Consider the following 16,364-nt stretch of genomic DNA (forward strand, 5'->3'; position numbering starts at 1 on the left):
GTGCACAATCGCCGGGTCGGCGAGCGACGCTCGGCAGCGGCCGCTCGGCTTCCGCATCGCTGTCCTCGGTGAGCCGTCGAGCCTGCAATGTCCGGCAGATCCCCCGACGGGCCGGGGCGAGCCGGCCCGTCGGGGAGATCTGCCCCAGGACATGGGACGTGGGCGTCGAAGATTTTCAGCGGGCTCAGACGAGCGGCCGGCGGCCGGCGTCGCGCCAGGCCTCGTACTCGGCGCGGCTGTCCGGGCTGAGCGGGTAGTAGTCGGACAGCCGGGCGCCTTGTTCGAGCCGCATCCGGCTGAACTCCTCCCAGTTCTCGTGGTCCTCGGCCGAGCGCACCAGCTCCGCGGCCTTGCCCGCGGGTACGATCACCGCACCGTCGTCGTCGGCGATCACGACGTCGCCTGGCAGGCAGAGCACCCCGCCGGCGGCGACCGGCACGTCGTACGCCCAGGGAAACAGGTCCATCTGCGAGGCGTAGTGCGGCGTCGTGCCGGTGCACCAGATCGGCACGCCGAGCTCGCGCACCCGCGCGGCGTCCCGGATGCGGCCGTCGACGACGATGCCGGCGCCGCCACGACGCTTGAAGTAGCGCACGAGCATGTCGCCGAAGCAGCCGGTGAACGAGCTGCCGTAGGCCTGTACGACGAGTACGTCGCCTTCCTGCACGGTCTCCAGCACGGCCCACAGGGCGGTGTCGCGCTCGACGTACTCCTGGCCGAGGCCGCTCGCGACGTCCTCGCGCTGCGGCATGAACTGCAGCGTCAGCGCCGAGCCGACGACGGCCCTGCCGCGCTCCAGCGGGGCGGGGCCCTGCACGGCGGTGCGGCTGATGCCCATGCCGTTGAGCTTGGCGCAGGCGGTGGCGGCGCTGACCACCTTCAGGCGGCGCAGGATGTCGGGGTCGGCCCGGTCGAAGGGCTCGCCGCGGACCGGCAGGGGCCAGACGGCGGACGGCGACCCGGGGGAGGTGTTCATGCGTTGTTCTCCTGAGCGGTACGGGCGAAGTTCTGGTGGGCGGCGCGGTGGACGCGCCGGTTGATCTCGAGGTCGAGGGTGATCCGCGTGCGGGCGGGCAGGAACACCTCGATCCGCGGGGTACCGGCCGGGACGCGGCGGCGCCCGGCAGGGGCGGGCGGGATGTCGTAGCGGCGGTCGTCGCCGGGGTAACCGGGTTCGGCGATGTCGTGGCCGGCGCTGACGATCTCGTCCTCACCGAAAGCGCCGGCCTGCACGACCGCGAGCTGGTCGTCGTCGCCGGTGTTGACCAGCTCCAGCACGATGCGGCGCTCCTCGGCCGCGCTGACCAGGGCCGCGACCCCGGGCGGCAGGCCGGGGCGCCCGCGCGTGCCGTCGCCGATGACGACGCGGGCGAGCGCGAGGCCGCCGTAGTAGACGGCCGGCGGGGCGCCGGACACGAGCTGGGTCAGCACCTCCGTCACCACGGGGTTGAGGCGCTGCCAGAAGTGGATGTCGCCGTCCTCCGGCTCGTCCGGGGCCTGCGCGATCAGGGCCGTTCTGCGGAGGGTCTGGGCGAGGGCCAGCTCCAGCGCGCGTTCGGGGTAGTCCGGGTTGCGGCCGGCGAGGTAGCCGATCCAGGGCGCCTCGTGGCCCTGCTCCTCCTTGTCATGGAACCAGCGCACCGCCTCCCAGTCGGAGTCGGAGTCGGCGCGCAGCCGCTCCAGGCGGGGGTCGTGCGCGACGTCGCCGCGCGCCCACGCCAGCCACAGCACGGGCGCGAGCGGCACCGGGTGCCGGTCGAACCAGCCCTGCGGGCCGTGCCGGTAGGGCACGAGCAGCTCGCGGGTGCTGTCGTCGGCGCCGAGCCGTTCGGCCCAGCCGGGGCCGAGGCTGCCGCGGGTGGCGATGCGGTCGGCGACCTCGCCCTGCGCCATCACGGCGTCGAGGGTGCCGCCGACGAGGTCGAGCCGGTCGAGCGTGCCGGTGAGCACGACGGAGTTGAGCGCGGCGACCGTGGCGGCGGGGGCGATCGAGTGCAGGCCGTGGGGCCAGGTCCAGCCGTAGTGGCCGCCGTACCAGGCGCCGCCGTGCAGCTCGCCGACGGTCCCGCCGGGGCCCACGTTGTCGGGCAGCACGCCGCCGTTCGCGGCCGCGCGCTCGCGCCAGGCGTCGACGTACTCGATCACCCAGTCCGACAGGCGCGGGTCGTGGTCGTAGAGCCAGGCGTTGGTCGCCAGGGTCGTCGCGGCGAGGTTCACGGCGGTGTCGCCGCGGCCCATGCGCTCCTGCATCGCCCGGCCCATGGCGCGGGCCGCGGCCGGGTCGCGCAGATCGTCCCAGGTGCGGACGCCGGGGACGTCGAGCAGCGGCAGGCCGTAGATCTCCATGCCGGGCTGATCGGCGCGGTACTCCTCCCAGTCCTCGCCGACGCCCCAGCGCGGGCCGCCCGACCCGGTGTGCGGGGCCACGATCGTCCGGGTGGCCGGATCGTAGTTGCCGGCGCCGGGCAGGTAGAGCTCGGCGAAGCGGCGGGCCCGCGCGCGGAACGCGGCATCGGCGGGGTCCGCGGCGCAGATCGCGAGGAAGAACGGCAGCGACTCGCCCTGGTGAAACCAGTCGTAGCCGACCTCGTACTCCTCCCGCACGAACCCGAACCCGGCGAGTTGCCGGGTGACGCCCTCCCAGTGATGCTTGGCGGCGTCGAGCAGGTCGCCGGCCCCGCCGAGGCGGTAGAGCACGGGCCAGTTGAAGAACGGCTCGTAGAAGTCGTCGACGCCGTCGCGGCCGTACATCCGGCCCCGGTAGCGCAGCCGGCCGTCGGGCTCGCAGAAGCGGCTCTCGAACGTGCGCCAGGCCCGGTCGAGGCGCGCGAGCAGCTCGCGTTCGAGCAGCGCCCAGCGGGGCAGTGCCCGGACGGGCACGGTGGCGGAGATCCTGATCATCCCTTGATCGCCCCCGAAGTGAGACCGCCGATGATGCGCTTCTGCAGCAGGACGTAGAACACGATCGCGGGCGCGACCGCGAGCAGCATGTTCGAGTAGACGATCGTGAAGTCGGTCGAGTACTTGCTGACCGCCGCGAACACGCCGGTGGTCACCGTGTAGATCCCGGAGCCGGGTCCCAGGATGATGCGCGGGTTCACGAAGTCCGACCAGACGCTCACGGAGTTGAGCACGACGGCCGTCGCGACGGCCGGCCGCATGAGGGGGAAGATGATGCGCCAGAAGGTGCCCATCCGGCCGGCCCCGTCGATGCGGGCCGCCTTGTCCAGCTCACGTGGGATGCTCTGCACGAACGCGGTGAACAGGAACACCGTCGTCGGGATCGTCAGCGCCGTCTGGAACAGGACGAGGCCGGGGACGGTGCCCATGAGGCCGATCGTCCGCAGCACGTAGATCACCGGGATGACGATCGCCTGGCTCGGAATGAACAGGCCGGTCAGCAGTACGAGCAGCACCAGCCGGTGGCCGCGCCGGGTGCCGCGGGCGATCGCGTACGCGGCCGGGCCGGTGATGAGGATCGACAGCACGTTGACGGCCGCCACGAGCAGCGCGGTCGTGCCGTACGCGGCGATCACGTTGAAGTCGGCGGAGGTCGCGGCTCGGACGATGTTGTCGAGCGTGAACCCGCCGGCGGGCACGCCGAACGGCGCCCCGACGATGTCGTCCTGGCTCTTGAAGGCGTTGGTCACGAGCAGGTAGAGCGGCGCGGCCATCACGGCGGCGAGGACGACGAGCACGGCGCCCCGGAGCAGGCGGGCGGCGCTCACGCGGCCACCGCCTGCTCACCGCGGCGGCGGAGCTGGGTGACGACGACCGTCATCGCGATGATCGCGATCATGAGCACGACCGACTGGGCCGCGCCGTAGCCGAGCTGCGAGCGGCTGAAGGAGGTCGTGAGGATGGCGAACACGGACGTCTGCGTGGCCCCCGCCGGCCCGCCGGCGGTGAGCGCGAGCACCAGCTCGTACACGCGGAGCAGGCCGATCGCGGCGAGCACGACGTTGAGCGTGACGGCTGGGGCGAGCACGGGCAGCTTGACCCGCCAGAAGGTCTGCCACGGTCCGGCCCCGTCGATGACGGCCGCCTCCAGCAGCGAGGCGTCGATCGTCTGCAGACCCGCGAGGTAGAGCACGACGTTGACCCCGAAACTCGCCCAGATGATCACCACCACGGTCGTGACGGTGGCCCAGGCGGGGCTGGCGAGGAAGGGGAGGCGTTCCAGGCCGAGGCCGGTGAGCAACGCGTTGACCGCGCCGTTGCTGCCGAGGATCGAGGCCCAGAGGAAGCCGAGGATGACGGGTCCGATCACGTATGGGGAGAAGACCAGTACGCGCATGACCGTGTTGACGCGGGTGCTGCGGTTGAGCAGCACGGCGACGCCGAGGCCGAGCGCGTTGCAGGCGAGGGTGCCCACGACGGCGATCACGGCGGTGAAGCCGGCGGCTCGCAGCACCTCGGGATCCTGGACGAGCCGCTGGTAGTTGCGGGTACCGACCCACGAGGGCGGGATCGTGAAGCCGTCCCAGTCGGTGAGGCTGAGGTACACCGCGATCGCGATCGGGACGATGACGAACAGCGCGACCAGCACGAGCGCCGGTGCGATCATGACGGTGTCGGTGAGCAGGTCGAGGCGGGCGCCCCGGCGGCGGGTGACCGGAGCCGCCCCGGCGGCTCCGGTCCGGGCGTCACGACCCGGCATTCAGATCCCACCAGGAGTCCAGGGCGGCCGCCGCCTTCGCCGGCTCGGTGCCGACGTAGAGGGCCTGCACCTGCTTGTTGAGCTCGTCGCCGAAGCCGCCGGGGATCGTCGGCCCGGAGGTGCCGATCACGAGGCGGGCAGCGGCGTCGTGGATCGCCGCGACCTCCCGGTTGAGCGGGCTGCCCTCGTACGGGAACCCCTGGCGGAAGTTGCCCTCGGAGGCGAGCGACGCGGAGACCGCCTTCTTGTCGCTGACCAGGTATTTGACCAGACTGAGCGCCAGGTCCCGGTTCTTGGAGCCCTGCAGGATCGAGTACGGCTGCGCGGGCCCGCCGAGCTGCCCCGCGGGGCTCCCGTCGGTCGACGGCGCCGCGAAGACGCCCACGCCGAACGGGGGCTTGGCCTCGTCGATCGACGGCACGATCCAGTTGCCCATCACGTACGTCGCCGCCTTGCCGGAGGTGAAGCCGTCGATCGAGTCCTGGTACTTCAGACCGAGCGCGTCGCGGTCCACCAGCCCGTCGGCGATCCAGCCGGCGTAGGCGTCGAGGTAGTCCTTGTACGCGCTGGCCGCGAAGGTGGCCGAGCCGGCGGTGCGCTGGGCGTAGAAATCGACGGAGGCGAGCAACTGCGGGTTGGCCAGCATGGCGAACTGCGCCCCGGTGACCCATTCGCCGGCCGTTTGCAGCGGCAGGTAGCCGGCCTTCTTGAGGGCCTTGAGGTCCTCGGTGAACTCCCCGAGGCTGACGGGCGGCCCGTCGATGCCGGCGTCGGCGAACGCCTTCTTGTTGTAGAAGACCAGCGACTGGATCTGCGCGCCGGTGGCGACCTGCCAGATCTTGCCGCCGACCTTGTTCTGCTGGGCGAGCGGCGTGTCGAGCACCCAGTCCTCCTCCGGGAAGGCGAGGAGCTGCGGCGCCACCACCGGGTCGAGGTTGCTGGCGACGATGTCCGGCACGTCGCCCGAGGCGAGCTCCTGCTGGAGGGTCGCCTGCACGTCCTCGGCGCTCGGCACCTCGATGGTGACGGTCACACCCTTGTGCTGGTCGACCCAGGGCTGGACGAGGTTCTGGTAGTACTCCTTGGTCAGGACGGGGGTGATGTTGGCCAGGATGCGGAGCTCGCCCCCGCCGCCTCCGCTGTCCCCGCCGCCGGTCGCGCATCCCGTCAGCAGTCCGGCCGTCACGGCCGAAACCAGCAGGATCGCGATACCGCGCATGCTGTGTCGCATGAGTCTTCCTTGATCTGAAGTAATCGCCTATCGATAGGCGATTGGCACAGTACGCCCCCGCGCGCTGAGCGGCAAGCCTAGGGAGCCTTCTGCGTCCCCAGGTCACCGGATGCGTGCGCGGTGAAGGCGCTCGCCGCGACCTCGGGATCTCCGCTCGTGAGCGCGTCGATGAGGTCGGCGTGCCAGCGGACAACCTGCGCGCGATCCCCCAGATAGGAGGGGTCGCCGATGGCGCGCTGGCTGATGAGCATCGGCTCCAGCGTGTCCCACAGCCTGGCGAGCACCGAGACGCCGGTGGAGGCGATCACGCTGCGGTGGAACTCGACGTCGAGTTTGCGGAAGGCCGCCCAGTCGTCGGCGTCGACGGCCGCCTGCATTCGTGTGACGATCGCCCGCAGCCGGGCGAGAACGGTGGCGTTCGCGGTGGTGACCGCGATTCGGGCACCCGCGGCCTCGATCGAGGCTCGCATCTGCCGCGCGACCGCGAACTCCTCGGGCGAGATCTCGGTCACGTAGCTACCGTGGCGGGGGACCGAGACGACGAGCCCCGCGTGTACCAGCCGCTTCACCGCCTCGCGCACGGGCGCCTGGCTGATGCTGAGCTGACGGGCGAGCTCCGACTCCACGACACGGGATCCGGGCGCGCGCGTGCCGTCGAGGATCGAGGTGAGGATCAGGTCGTACACCTGGTCTGAGAGCAGTCCCCGGTTGATTCCGGTGTCAGTCATGGCGCCTTTCCCTGTGGTCCGGTGGTGCTGCCTAGGCTAGCGATAGTCGATTGTCCCCATTGACCGCGCGGGATCTTGCTCGCTAACTTTCGATAATCGATTAGTGATTGGATCTCCGCATGGCCCCTCGGAGCGTTGCGGCGCGTGCCGCCGCACTCGCCACAATCACCGCCGCAGTCCTACTCAGCGGCACCCTCACCAGCGCGTTCCCGGCCACAGCCGCGGCAGGGACCACCTACCACGTCAGTCCCTCCGGCTCCGACGCCAACCCCGGGACCTCCAGCTCGCCGTTCCGGCACATCCAGCGCTGCGCCACGGTCATGACCGCGGGGGACACCTGCCAGATCGCCTCCGGGACCTACCGCGAGACCATCACCCCGGCCGCCGACGGCACGGCGTCCGCCCGCATCACCTACACCGCCGCCCCGGGCGCCGCCGTCGTCGTCGACGGCAGCGACCCGGTGACCGGCTGGACACAGGTCACCCCGGCGCACCTGGCCGCGCTGCAGGCGGACGACCCCACCCTCAACGGGTCGGAGTTCGCCGCCGCCGTCACCGCCGGCCGGATCCACCGCGCCGCCGTCACCGTCAACGGCGGCCTGCCCGGGCAGCAGGTGTTCGTGGACGGCGCGATGCAACCCGAGGCCGCCTGGCCACACCCGGGCAACAACCCGGCCGAGCCGGTGCTCGCCTCCGCGCAATCCGGCACCCAGACCACGCTCTCCGACCCGGCGCTCACCCAACCGGCCGGGTGGTGGGTCGGCGCCCGGCTCACGTCCCACAACTGGTTCGTCAGCGAGACCGGCACCGTGACCAGCTCGGCGGTGGGGTCGGTGACCGCCGGCAGCCTGCCGGCCTGCGTCGGGCTCAGCCCCAACCAGCGCAACCTCTACTCGCTGAGCGGCAAGCTGGCCCTGCTCGGCAGGCCCGGCGAATGGCACTACCGCCCGGACGACGGCCACCTCTACCTCTGGACCCCCGACGGGGCCGCCCCATCCAGTCACGCCGTCGAGCTGAAGAAGCGCGACCTCGCCTTCGACCTGTCCGGCCGGGCGTACACGACCGTGCTGGGGATCGGGATCAAGGGCGCCACCGTGCGGACCTCGTCCACCACCCACCACGTGGTGCTCGACGGGATCACCGCGCGCTACGTCTCGGCGTACAGCGACCTGGTCGTCGACCCAGGCAAGATCACGCCCGCCGACCCCTGCGACGTGCTCACCGCCGGCGAGACCACCAGCGGCATCCAGCTGCGCGGCACGGCCAACATGCTGCGCAACAGCACGATCGACTGGAGCGCGGGCAACGGCGTGCTGGTGGCCGGCACCGGCAACACGGTGACCAACAACCGCATCACGAACGCCGACTACATGGGCAGCTACGCCGCGAGCATCAACGTGCTCGGCAGCGGCCACCTCATCAGCCACAACACGGCATGGGGCAGCGGGCGCAGCAACCTCAACATCGACAACAAGGTCGCCGGCACCACCGCGCCGGGTCATCTGATCCGCTACAACGACTTCGGCGACTACGGCAAGCTCGTCAACGACGTCGGCGCCATCTACGTCTGCTGCCGCGTGGACCTGGCCGGCACGGTCATCGACCACAACCTGCTGCACGACGCGGCCCCCGGCGTCGCCCAGGACGGCCCGGCGCCCGGCGTCTACCTCGACCTGGAGACCCACAACGCCACGGTCGCCGACAACGTCGCCTGGAACCGCACCACCTACGGCGTCGTCCTCATCAACCCGAACGGCGGCACCACCTCGGGCAACAAGATCTACGGCAACACGAGTGGCACCGACCCGAAGGCCGTCAGCCTGTTCGGCGGCACCTACTCCACCTCCGAGGTGAAGAACAACATCGGCACGGTCGACACCGCGCCAGGGGTCACCGTCACCAACAACCTGCCCAACTCCACCAACCCGCACTTCACGAACGCCGCCGCGCTCGACTTCACGGTCACCGCCGGCTCCCCGGCCCGCAACGCCGGCGCGGTGCTGCCACCCTGGACGGACGGCTCCACCGACGCGACCCCCACCATCGGCGCCTACCAGTACGGCGCGGCGAAGTGGACCGGCGGCGTGCGCTCCACCGCCGCAGCCATCCAGGCGGAGTCTGCCGCGGCCAGCTCCGGCACCAACACCCGCTCCGGCGGCACCGGCACTGTCGTCGGCAGCTTCGACGGCGGCGACTGGCTCCGCTACGCGAACGTGCCCTTCGGCAACGGCCGCACCATGTTCGCCGCAACCCTCGCGACCGAGACCCAGTACGCCAATCAGCGCTTCGAGATCCGCCTCGATTCCCCCACCGGCTCCGTCATCGGCACCGCGACGGTCTCCTCGACCGGAAGCTTCGACCGGTTCGTCCCCCAGTACACCCCGATCACTCCCACCAGCGGTACCCACGACGTCTACCTCATCGCCCTCGGCACAGGTGCGGGCGTCGGCGACATCGACACGATCGCCTTCACCCGTACCCCGGCGAAGCTGGAGGCGGAGCACGCAGACGCCGGCTTCGGCACGAGCGTGGCGGTCGGCGGAACTGGGATGTTCGCCGGCAGCTTCGACGGCGGCGACAGCCTGGCCTTCCGCTCCGTCGACTTCGGGACAGGCCGCACGTCACTCTCCGCCTCCCTGGCCGTGGAGCCCGCCTACGCGGGCCAGACCTTCGAGATCCGTATCGACGACCCGGCGGGCCCGGTGATCGGCACGCTCACGACGTCCCCGACCGGCGGTTGGACCCGCTTCGCGACGCAGAGCACCACCATCGCGAGCACTACCGGCATGCACGACGTGTTCCTGGTGGCGACCGGTGGAGCGGGCGTCGCCAACATCGACTGGGTGGCGTTGGAGTAGCCCCGACATCCGGGACATATTTTTTGTGATTCCGGTTGCGTTGTACGCCTCAGCGGGCGGATGGGCCGCGCAGTGGGTGACGAACCATACATGCAGCGGCTCGTCTCCTGCCGGTGAACCCGTCAGCCGTGGCTCCTCCACCGGGCGTGTGTGGCCGGCCCCGTCGATGGGACGAGGGCCAGAAGGTCGCACACCTGGCACGCTTAAGCCAAGACGGGCACCGTAGTGGGCCATGATCAGTGTTTCGCTCGCCTCGACTGCGGTGTGAAGGTCGGCTGCGAGTGGGTGGGAAGGGCGTCGGTGCCGAGCCCGGCAGCTTGGGCGGCCGTGGTGAGGGCACTGCAGGCGCGCTTGCGGGAGAGCCGCGCGGCATGCCTCGTGGCGAGCATGTCCTGCGCTGCGTATCCGTCTTGTGTGGTGAGGATGTCGTCCACGAGCATGGCGGCGATCGGCTTGGCGTCTTGCCGGCTCGGGCCGCTGGCGAAGTCGATCACGGCCAGGCCAAGTCGCGTGCGGAAGACGATCAGCTCGTCGGCGGGCTTGAAGGCGAGATATCGCTGTGGCATGGCCGCGATCTCCGTTTTGGCCGGCTGTCCGTCGGGCAGGACTGGGCTGCCCTCGTCGGCGTACGTCGTGCGTGCCAGCGTGAGCACCTCGTCGATGCGAGCCTGCAGCGGCCGGTACAGGGGTATGGGCCGCGCAGTCAGCGGGAAGCGCTGCGCGATCTGTGCGAGGTCAAGGGGCGCGTCCATGGGTCACGTCCAGTCGATCACAAGCCGGGTGTCCGGCAGCTCGAACTGGTACGCGCCGGGCAGCCGGGTGTGCGCGTGGGCGATCAGCCCGGCCGGGCGCACGCACATCACGAGCTCACCTGGGCCCTGTCACGACAAGGTCGCTACAGAGAGGCACTCGACCACGCGGAGCGAGCCCTCGACCTGTTCCGAGCCGCCGGCCACTTCCCTGGACACGCCAAGGCGCTCAACGGAGTCGGCAACTGCCACGCCCTACTCGGATACCACAACCGAGCTCTTGCGTACTGCCGCCGAGCCCTCACCCTGTTCCAGGAACTCGGCGACCTCAACGGCCAGGCCGCATCTCTCGACGGTCTCGGCTACGCACACCACCACCTCGGTCAGTACGACCTGGCCAAACGCTGTCACCAGCAGGCGCTCAAACTGCACCTGGACCTGGGCGACCGCATCGGCGAAGTCGAGGCGCTGATCCGTCTCGGCAACGCCCACCACACCGGCGGCGATCATGACAATGCCCGCGACACCTGGCGGCAAGCCCTCACCATTCTCGATGAGCTCGCTCACCCCGACGCCAGTCGCATCCGCGCCCAACTCGCCGACACCGAGCTGCACCTGACCGCGGCCGGGGGTCCCGCTGGTGCACGGTTGTATTGGCCCCACCGGTAGATGACCGACGCACAGTGGGATTCGCCAGGCCGGACGGGAAGACGAGCCGCCGGCGGGGATCGTCGGCTCGCAAAGCGTCAAGGGCGCCGACATCCGCGGCTACGACGCGCGCAAGAAGGCCGACGGCCGTAAGCGATTCATCGTCACCGACACCACAGGCCTGCTCGCCACGGTCGTCGTCATGACCGCACGCTGGACGGGGAAAGCCACTCGGCCCTCATCGCGGGAGGCCTCTTCTTCCTTCTTCCGGCGCCCACCTGGACTCCGGCCCGGCTGCGACGCCAACGCATCGACACGAGACCGACGAGGGGCCGGCAACGCGTGAGCTGGCCCGCATCCCTCCCGCGAGTGACGGTGGTCCTGCGGCGAGCAATCCCGCTCGCCCGGCGCAGGCGGCCATCGGAACCATCTCGCATCGCCGATCTTCCCACATAGGTTCGGTCGTTTCGTTTCGGCCTTCACCGTAATGCCCTATTGACGAGACATGGCGCGCGTTTCAAGATTTCGGTCATGACCTTAATCAAACGATCGTTAGCGGCCGGGCTGGGTGCCGTGCTCGCCGCGTTCACCGTCGCGGCCCCGGCGGACGCGTCCGCCCGCCGGATCGAGGACCTGGGGATCCCTCTCGAGGACGTGCTGCTGATCGGCGGCGTCGTGGCGGCGGGGCCGGGCGGCGAGACCGTCCTGTGGGGCGCCTCCTCCGGCGATCCCGCTCACCTCAACGCCGTCGACCCCGCCACAGGCGCCGAGAAGGCCAGGTACGACCTGCCGGGCGCAGGTGGCTCGTGGGCCCTGGAGGCCACCCCTGACGGCAGCGTGTACGCGGGCACGTACGGCGACGGCCGCCTCTACCGCTGGAAGGACGGCGGCGGGATTACGGACCTCGGCCGGCCCCTGGCCTCGGAGAACTTCATCTGGTCCGTGGCTGCGGGCGAAGGCGCCACGATCTACGGGGGCACCTCGCCGGGCGGCCGCCTGTTCGCCTACGACCCCGCGACAGGGGTGCGCGACTACGGCCGGCTCTCGCCGTCCCACGCCTACGTCCGCAGTGTCGCCTATGCCGACGGGAAGATCTACGCGGGCACCGAGGCCCCCGCCGCCGTCTTCGAGATCGACGCGGTCTCCGGCGCGGCCAGGCAACTCCCCGTGCCCGACGGCCTGGATCCCGCGGGGAAGTGGGCCTACGACGTGAACGTGGCCGCCGGTCACCTCTACGTACGCTACGGTGGCGCCTCTCCCGGGCCGCTGCACGTGTGGGACATCGCCGCTGGACGGTGGAGCGACGTCCTGCAGTCCGCGCACGGCCTGGACGTCTCGCCCCCCGACCAGGACGGCGCCGTTTACCTGGTCAGGGACGGCGAGCTCGTCCGCTACGACGCGACGACGAAGACCGCCACGGGAACGGGGGTGCCGATCACGGGCCGCGTCGCCAACACCCGCGGCATCGGCTGGGCGGAGCTGGGCCTGCCGGACTATCCGGGCAAGAGCGTCGTCGGCCTGCTCTGGCGCGGCCTGATGTTCCGCTACAACCCGCAGACCGGGGCCAAGTCGTTCGTGCAGACGGGCGTCAGGGGGGAGCCCATTGACGTGACCGCCCTCGCGGAGGGCCCCGACCGGCGCATGTACGCCGGAGGGTTCCTCAACGGCGGCTTCGCCGCGCTGGACCCGGAGACCGGCGAGCGGGCGGAGTTCCACACGTTCTCCCAGAGCGAGGACATGACCGCGCACGACGGCAAGCTCTACGTCGGCGCCTACCCCGAGGCCAGGGTCTACGCCTACGACCCCAAGCTGCCGTGGCACAGTACCGAGTACTCCCCAAGCCCGGAGCCGGGCCCTGCGCCGAACCCCGCCCGGCTGTTCGACCTCGCCCCCGACCACCAGATCCGCCCGCGGGCGCTGGCCTCGGCGGGCCGCTATCTCGCCGCCGGCACCATGCCCGACCTGGGCCATCTGGGCGGCGTGCTGGCGATCTGGGACCCGCGTACGGGGGCGCTCAAGCACGCCGAGCGGAACGTGGTCAAGGACCAGAGCATCGTCTCGCTCGCCTACCGCGACGGCGTGCTCTACGGCGGCACCTCCATCTACAGCGGCCAGTCCGCCACACCGCCCACGCAGCCGGAAGCCAAGGTGTTCGCCTGGTCGGTGAAGGAGGACCGGCTGCTGTGGGAGCTCGTCCCCGCCCCCGGCAAGCCGGCCGTCCCCGCGCTGACGTTCGACGCGCTGGGCCGGCTGTGGGGCATCGCGGGTGGCGAGGTGTTCTCCATCAGCACGACGACCCGCAAGGTGACCCGGCGCGTCACGCTGTCGGACAGCAAGAGCGCCAGCGGACAGCTCACCTTCAACCGGCGCGACCTGACCCTGTACGGAGCGCACGCCGGCCAATACGTCTTCTCCCTGAACCCGCTGACCGGCCGGCACGCCGTGGTGAAGGAGGGACCCGTGCACCAGCTCGCGGTGCACGGGTCCGGAGACGTCTACTTCGCCGAGGGGCCACGCCTGTTCCGGCTGACCCGTCAGCAGATCCGGTAGGTGTAGAAGTTCTCGAAGCGTGACAAGTAGAGGTGGCCGTCAGGGCCGAGGAGGAGGTTGGAGATCGGGCGGGCGATGAGCGTGAGCGCCATCGTCCCCGGATCTATCCGGTACGCCTTCCCCTGCACCTTGCCCCAGAGGAACCCCTGGTGGAACACCAGGTTGGTGTCGAGCCAGACCTGCGTGGCGGTGGCCCACGGGTAGGTCTGGTGCTTGACCGACCTGACTGTCCGCCCCGTCGCCGGGTCGAGCTCGAACAGCATGTCCGGGGTCAGCCCCCACAGCCGCCCCTCGCCGTCGAAGGCGATTGAGCCGAGTGCCAGGTCTCCGGCGACCGGGGTGGTCCGCCACAGCACGGAGTCCGTGGCGACGTCGTACGCGAAGGCCGCCGCCTCGCCCTGCGGAGTGGCGGTGCCCCCGAAGGCGGAGGTGGCGCCGTAGATCACGCCGTCGCGGTAGGCCAGGCCCACGACGCTGTGCCCGGGGACGATGTTCCGCCTGATCACCGACTGGCCGGTGGCGGGATCGAGCAGGCCGAGCGCCCCGCCCAGCGTGCCTGACTTGGGCACCGTGCCGAAGGCAAGCCAGTCGCCGGCTGAGATCATCGCGAACGGGCGGTCCTGTTCCTGCCCGCCGAGGTCGAGCAGCAGCCGGGGCGCGTTCCCGTCGAACTCGTAGATGCGGGCTCCCGGATAGACGCCGAGGTAGAGCTTGCCCTTGTGGGTGACGATGCCCTCGCTCTGGCCGACGCCCGGCCAGTTCTGCGTCTGCCCGCCGGCGGGGTCGTAGGCCGCCAGGCCGCCGGTGAAGAAGCCGCCGGCGTAGACGCGGCCGTCCGGCCCCGCGCCGAGGGAACGGATGCTGACGTGCTGGCCGGTCAGGGTCGCGTCGAGCAGCTCGCCCTGGCCCTTCTTGCGGTCGAAGTGCCAGATGCGGCCCGTCGAGCTGGTGCCGACGAGCGTGTGACCGACCCAGCCGAGGGGGCGGGCCGCGCCGTCACCGTAGTCCTTGAAGCCCAGCTTCGTGATCTTTCCGGACCTGAGGTCGTACGTGACGAGCTCGTCGTTCTGGAACAGGTAGAGGTCGGCGCCGAGACGGCCGCCTCCGACGGTCAGGCTGTCGACGTCCTCGACGACGTCCTTCCATCTGCTCGCGACCAGGTCGTACACGCCCATCGGGTTGGCTCCCGTGGAGGTGACGAAGCGGACCAGCAGGTAACGGCCCGCCACGTCCACGTCGTAGGCGTAGCCGGTGCCCTGGACAGGCGGGTCGATCACCCGCTCGACCGTCCCTTCGCGGGCCAGCACCGCGACCTTCATGCTGAGCGCGCCGACGCCGGCGTACACGGTGCCGTCCTCGCCGACGGCGAGGTCTCTCACGAACTGGTCGCCGGGCACGGGGCTGCCCAGGTCGGTGCTCCGGCCGGTCGCGGTGTCGTACCGGAAGAGCTTGCCCGACGGCGAGGTGCCGCCGTAAACGGCAGATCCGTCGGGGGTGGCGGCCACCGTCCAGACGAACGTTTCGGTCGCGATGGGAATGCCCAGCTCGTTCACCTGGTCGGTGGCCGGGCTGTAGCGGAAGAGACGGCCCATGGCGCCGGCTGTGGCGTTGTAGCTCCCCACGTAGACGGAGTGGTCGGGGGCCACGGTCACGGCCCACGAGCCCAGCGCCAGGGGCAGCGGCCGCTCGCCGATCAAGCGGCCGTCCCGCGCGTCCCTGATCCCCAGGAGCGCCGGGCCTGAGGCGCTGGAGGTGACGGAGTAGACGCGCGGGCCCTGCGGATGCCGGGCGTCCAGGGCGGTGCCCGCAGTGGTGGCGCCGGTGAGGGGCAGCGTGCCGAGGGTCTGGAAGCCGCATCCTGTGGGTGGGGATGCTGTCGATTCGGCCCGGGCCGGAGAGGAGATGGATAAGACGAGGAGTAGCGCTACCAGGATGACACGCATGAAGGCCTCCACGATCAATGCATAACGGACCTGACCGTAATTCGCTCAGAGGATCCTGGCAAGTCAGGAACACACCGTGGTGTAGGTGACTAGCGCCGGCGCCGTCGGGTTGCAGGTCGTTCTTGGCGTGATGCGAGCGGAGGTCTCCGCGGTGAGCCGGGCGTAGCGGCCGAGGCTGACCAACTTCAGCGAGGGCGGCGGCGGGCACGCCTCGATTCGGGGGAGGACTTGCGCTAGGGCGACGACCCCCTGATGCTCGACCCGAAGACGTGATGTGACAGGCGTCACTGGCGGGCTCATGGCAAAGGACCACTGACACTCTCGTGGCAGTTGGCACTGTCAGTGGAAACGACAGGTTCTTGGCAGTGGCTCGCGACAAGTTGATGTCAGTGAGGGTGACGCTGAGTCACTGTGCTTCTGAAGGTGAAGCCGGGCGGCGTGGCGCGCGGGACCGTCTCGCGGTGCATAGGTGTCGGCCAGCGCAATGGGCCGGTGGTCAAGACTGAAACGAACATCGTCGTCCAGGCTGACGCGGTGCGGCCCGTTCTGGCTGTGGATCAGGCCGCTGTCCTTCAGCGCTTGTTCGGCGTCGAGGTGGTCCTGGCGCCAGCTGTCATATTCACCGTGGCCGTGGAGGACGTAGGCGGCCAGCAGGATGTTGGCTTCTTCGTCAGTGAGCGGAGCGCGGTAGCGGACGTCGTCGGCCAGAGCTCGGGCCCCCGCCCAGGCGTCAAGGGCGGCCTCGGTGCCGCTGTTCATCGAGACTCTCCGTCTACCTGCCTGATCACATTCTGCTACTGACATTGGGTGTCGCGGCTGGCTGACGTCCTCCTGCCGCTCGACAGAGCTGGGCCTGCGGCTGGGGCGACCAGCGGGATTCGATCCGCTGAAAGGGGGTGCGAAGGGCTGACCTGGGTGGTTCACTGGAACTTGTATCTATGCGAATTTTTCGCATCAGATGCAACGGTCCGGAGGGGTTCCGGGTGAGTGCGGAGGG

At 70.4% G+C, this 16,364-nt stretch carries 12 protein-coding genes and 1 pseudogene; 4 read left to right on the forward strand and 9 right to left on the reverse strand.

Annotated features, from left to right (window positions below; genetic code table 11):
* Positions 1 to 184: 184 nt before the first annotated feature.
* The 6 genes from HD593_RS24680 to HD593_RS24705 all read right to left on the reverse strand — a co-directional run bounded on the left by HD593_RS24680 (position 185) and on the right by HD593_RS24705 (position 6,619).
* Complete coding sequence (locus tag HD593_RS24680) at positions 185 to 976, reverse strand: RraA family protein (protein WP_185104484.1); 792 nt, start codon at positions 974 to 976, stop codon at positions 185 to 187.
* On the reverse strand, positions 973 to 2,901 hold the full coding sequence (locus HD593_RS24685) for a DUF8034 domain-containing protein (RefSeq protein WP_185104485.1): 1,929 nt from the start codon (positions 2,899 to 2,901) through the stop codon (positions 973 to 975). The genes HD593_RS24680 and HD593_RS24685 overlap by 4 nt, the downstream gene beginning before the upstream one ends.
* Positions 2,898 to 3,728: a carbohydrate ABC transporter permease gene (locus HD593_RS24690; RefSeq protein ID WP_221524932.1), complete on the reverse strand. Its 831-nt coding sequence runs from the start codon at positions 3,726 to 3,728 to the stop codon at positions 2,898 to 2,900. Before HD593_RS24690 ends, HD593_RS24685 begins: the two co-directional genes overlap by 4 nt.
* Positions 3,725 to 4,660, reverse strand: coding sequence for a carbohydrate ABC transporter permease (locus HD593_RS24695; RefSeq protein WP_185104486.1), 936 nt, complete (start codon positions 4,658 to 4,660; stop codon positions 3,725 to 3,727). Before HD593_RS24695 ends, HD593_RS24690 begins: the two co-directional genes overlap by 4 nt.
* Positions 4,647 to 5,891, reverse strand: a complete 1,245-nt coding sequence (locus tag HD593_RS24700) for an ABC transporter substrate-binding protein (protein ID WP_185104487.1) — start codon at positions 5,889 to 5,891, stop codon at positions 4,647 to 4,649. The genes HD593_RS24695 and HD593_RS24700 overlap by 14 nt, the downstream gene beginning before the upstream one ends.
* A 77-nt stretch (positions 5,892 to 5,968) precedes the next feature.
* Entirely contained in the window at positions 5,969 to 6,619 is a 651-nt protein-coding gene (locus HD593_RS24705; RefSeq protein ID WP_185104488.1) for a GntR family transcriptional regulator, read from the reverse strand.
* Between the two features lie 119 nt (positions 6,620 to 6,738).
* On the opposite strand from HD593_RS24705, the gene HD593_RS24710 reads away from it, so the two are divergent.
* A complete protein-coding gene (locus tag HD593_RS24710) occupies positions 6,739 to 9,477 on the forward strand; it encodes a carbohydrate-binding protein (protein ID WP_185104489.1) in 2,739 nt (912 codons plus the stop codon).
* A gap of 236 nt (positions 9,478 to 9,713) precedes the next feature.
* On the opposite strand, the gene HD593_RS24715 is transcribed toward HD593_RS24710, so the two are convergent.
* Positions 9,714 to 10,229 (reverse strand): hypothetical protein, encoded by a 516-nt coding sequence (locus HD593_RS24715; protein WP_185104490.1) that lies wholly within the window; start codon positions 10,227 to 10,229, stop codon positions 9,714 to 9,716.
* A 75-nt stretch (positions 10,230 to 10,304) separates the two neighbouring features.
* Between HD593_RS24715 and HD593_RS65175 the strand changes: the two genes are divergently transcribed.
* From HD593_RS65175 to HD593_RS24725, 3 genes and pseudogenes are all read left to right on the forward strand, one after another.
* Positions 10,305 to 10,895: a tetratricopeptide repeat protein gene (locus HD593_RS65175; protein WP_185104491.1), complete on the forward strand. Its 591-nt coding sequence runs from the start codon at positions 10,305 to 10,307 to the stop codon at positions 10,893 to 10,895.
* A gap of 31 nt (positions 10,896 to 10,926) precedes the next feature.
* A pseudogene (locus HD593_RS61690) lies at positions 10,927 to 11,085 on the forward strand (IS5-like element ISFal3A family transposase); the annotation flags it as partial.
* Between the two features lie 320 nt (positions 11,086 to 11,405).
* Positions 11,406 to 13,424, forward strand: coding sequence for a ligand-binding sensor domain-containing protein (locus HD593_RS24725; RefSeq protein ID WP_185104492.1), 2,019 nt, complete (start codon positions 11,406 to 11,408; stop codon positions 13,422 to 13,424).
* On the opposite strand, the gene HD593_RS24730 is transcribed toward HD593_RS24725, so the two are convergent.
* Positions 13,409 to 15,367: a WD40 repeat domain-containing protein gene (locus HD593_RS24730; RefSeq protein ID WP_185104493.1), complete on the reverse strand. Its 1,959-nt coding sequence runs from the start codon at positions 15,365 to 15,367 to the stop codon at positions 13,409 to 13,411. The genes HD593_RS24725 and HD593_RS24730 overlap by 16 nt on opposite strands.
* 339 nt (positions 15,368 to 15,706) lie before the next feature.
* The gene (locus HD593_RS24735) at positions 15,707 to 16,126 is read right to left on the reverse strand and encodes a hypothetical protein (protein ID WP_185104494.1); all 420 of its coding nucleotides are present in this window, start codon (positions 16,124 to 16,126) and stop codon (positions 15,707 to 15,709) included.
* Between the last annotated feature and the right edge of the window lie 238 nt (positions 16,127 to 16,364).

The sequence above is a fragment of the Nonomuraea rubra genome (assembly GCF_014207985.1).
GTDB lineage: Bacteria > Actinomycetota > Actinomycetes > Streptosporangiales > Streptosporangiaceae > Nonomuraea > Nonomuraea rubra.

Coding starts and splice junctions, on each gene's coding strand:
- HD593_RS24680 (WP_185104484.1), bottom strand. CDS start 976: ATGAACACCTCCCCCGGGTCGCCGTCCGCCGTCTGGCCCCTGCCGGTC.
- HD593_RS24685 (WP_185104485.1), bottom strand. CDS start 2,901: ATGATCAGGATCTCCGCCACCGTGCCCGTCCGGGCACTGCCCCGCTGG.
- HD593_RS24695 (WP_185104486.1), bottom strand. CDS start 4,660: ATGCCGGGTCGTGACGCCCGGACCGGAGCCGCCGGGGCGGCTCCGGTC.
- HD593_RS24700 (WP_185104487.1), bottom strand. CDS start 5,891: ATGCGACACAGCATGCGCGGTATCGCGATCCTGCTGGTTTCGGCCGTG.
- HD593_RS24705 (WP_185104488.1), bottom strand. CDS start 6,619: ATGACTGACACCGGAATCAACCGGGGACTGCTCTCAGACCAGGTGTAC.
- HD593_RS24710 (WP_185104489.1), top strand. CDS start 6,739: ATGGCCCCTCGGAGCGTTGCGGCGCGTGCCGCCGCACTCGCCACAATC.
- HD593_RS24715 (WP_185104490.1), bottom strand. CDS start 10,229: ATGGACGCGCCCCTTGACCTCGCACAGATCGCGCAGCGCTTCCCGCTG.
- HD593_RS24725 (WP_185104492.1), top strand. CDS start 11,406: ATGACCTTAATCAAACGATCGTTAGCGGCCGGGCTGGGTGCCGTGCTC.
- HD593_RS24730 (WP_185104493.1), bottom strand. CDS start 15,367: ATGCGTGTCATCCTGGTAGCGCTACTCCTCGTCTTATCCATCTCCTCT.
- HD593_RS24735 (WP_185104494.1), bottom strand. CDS start 16,126: ATGAACAGCGGCACCGAGGCCGCCCTTGACGCCTGGGCGGGGGCCCGA.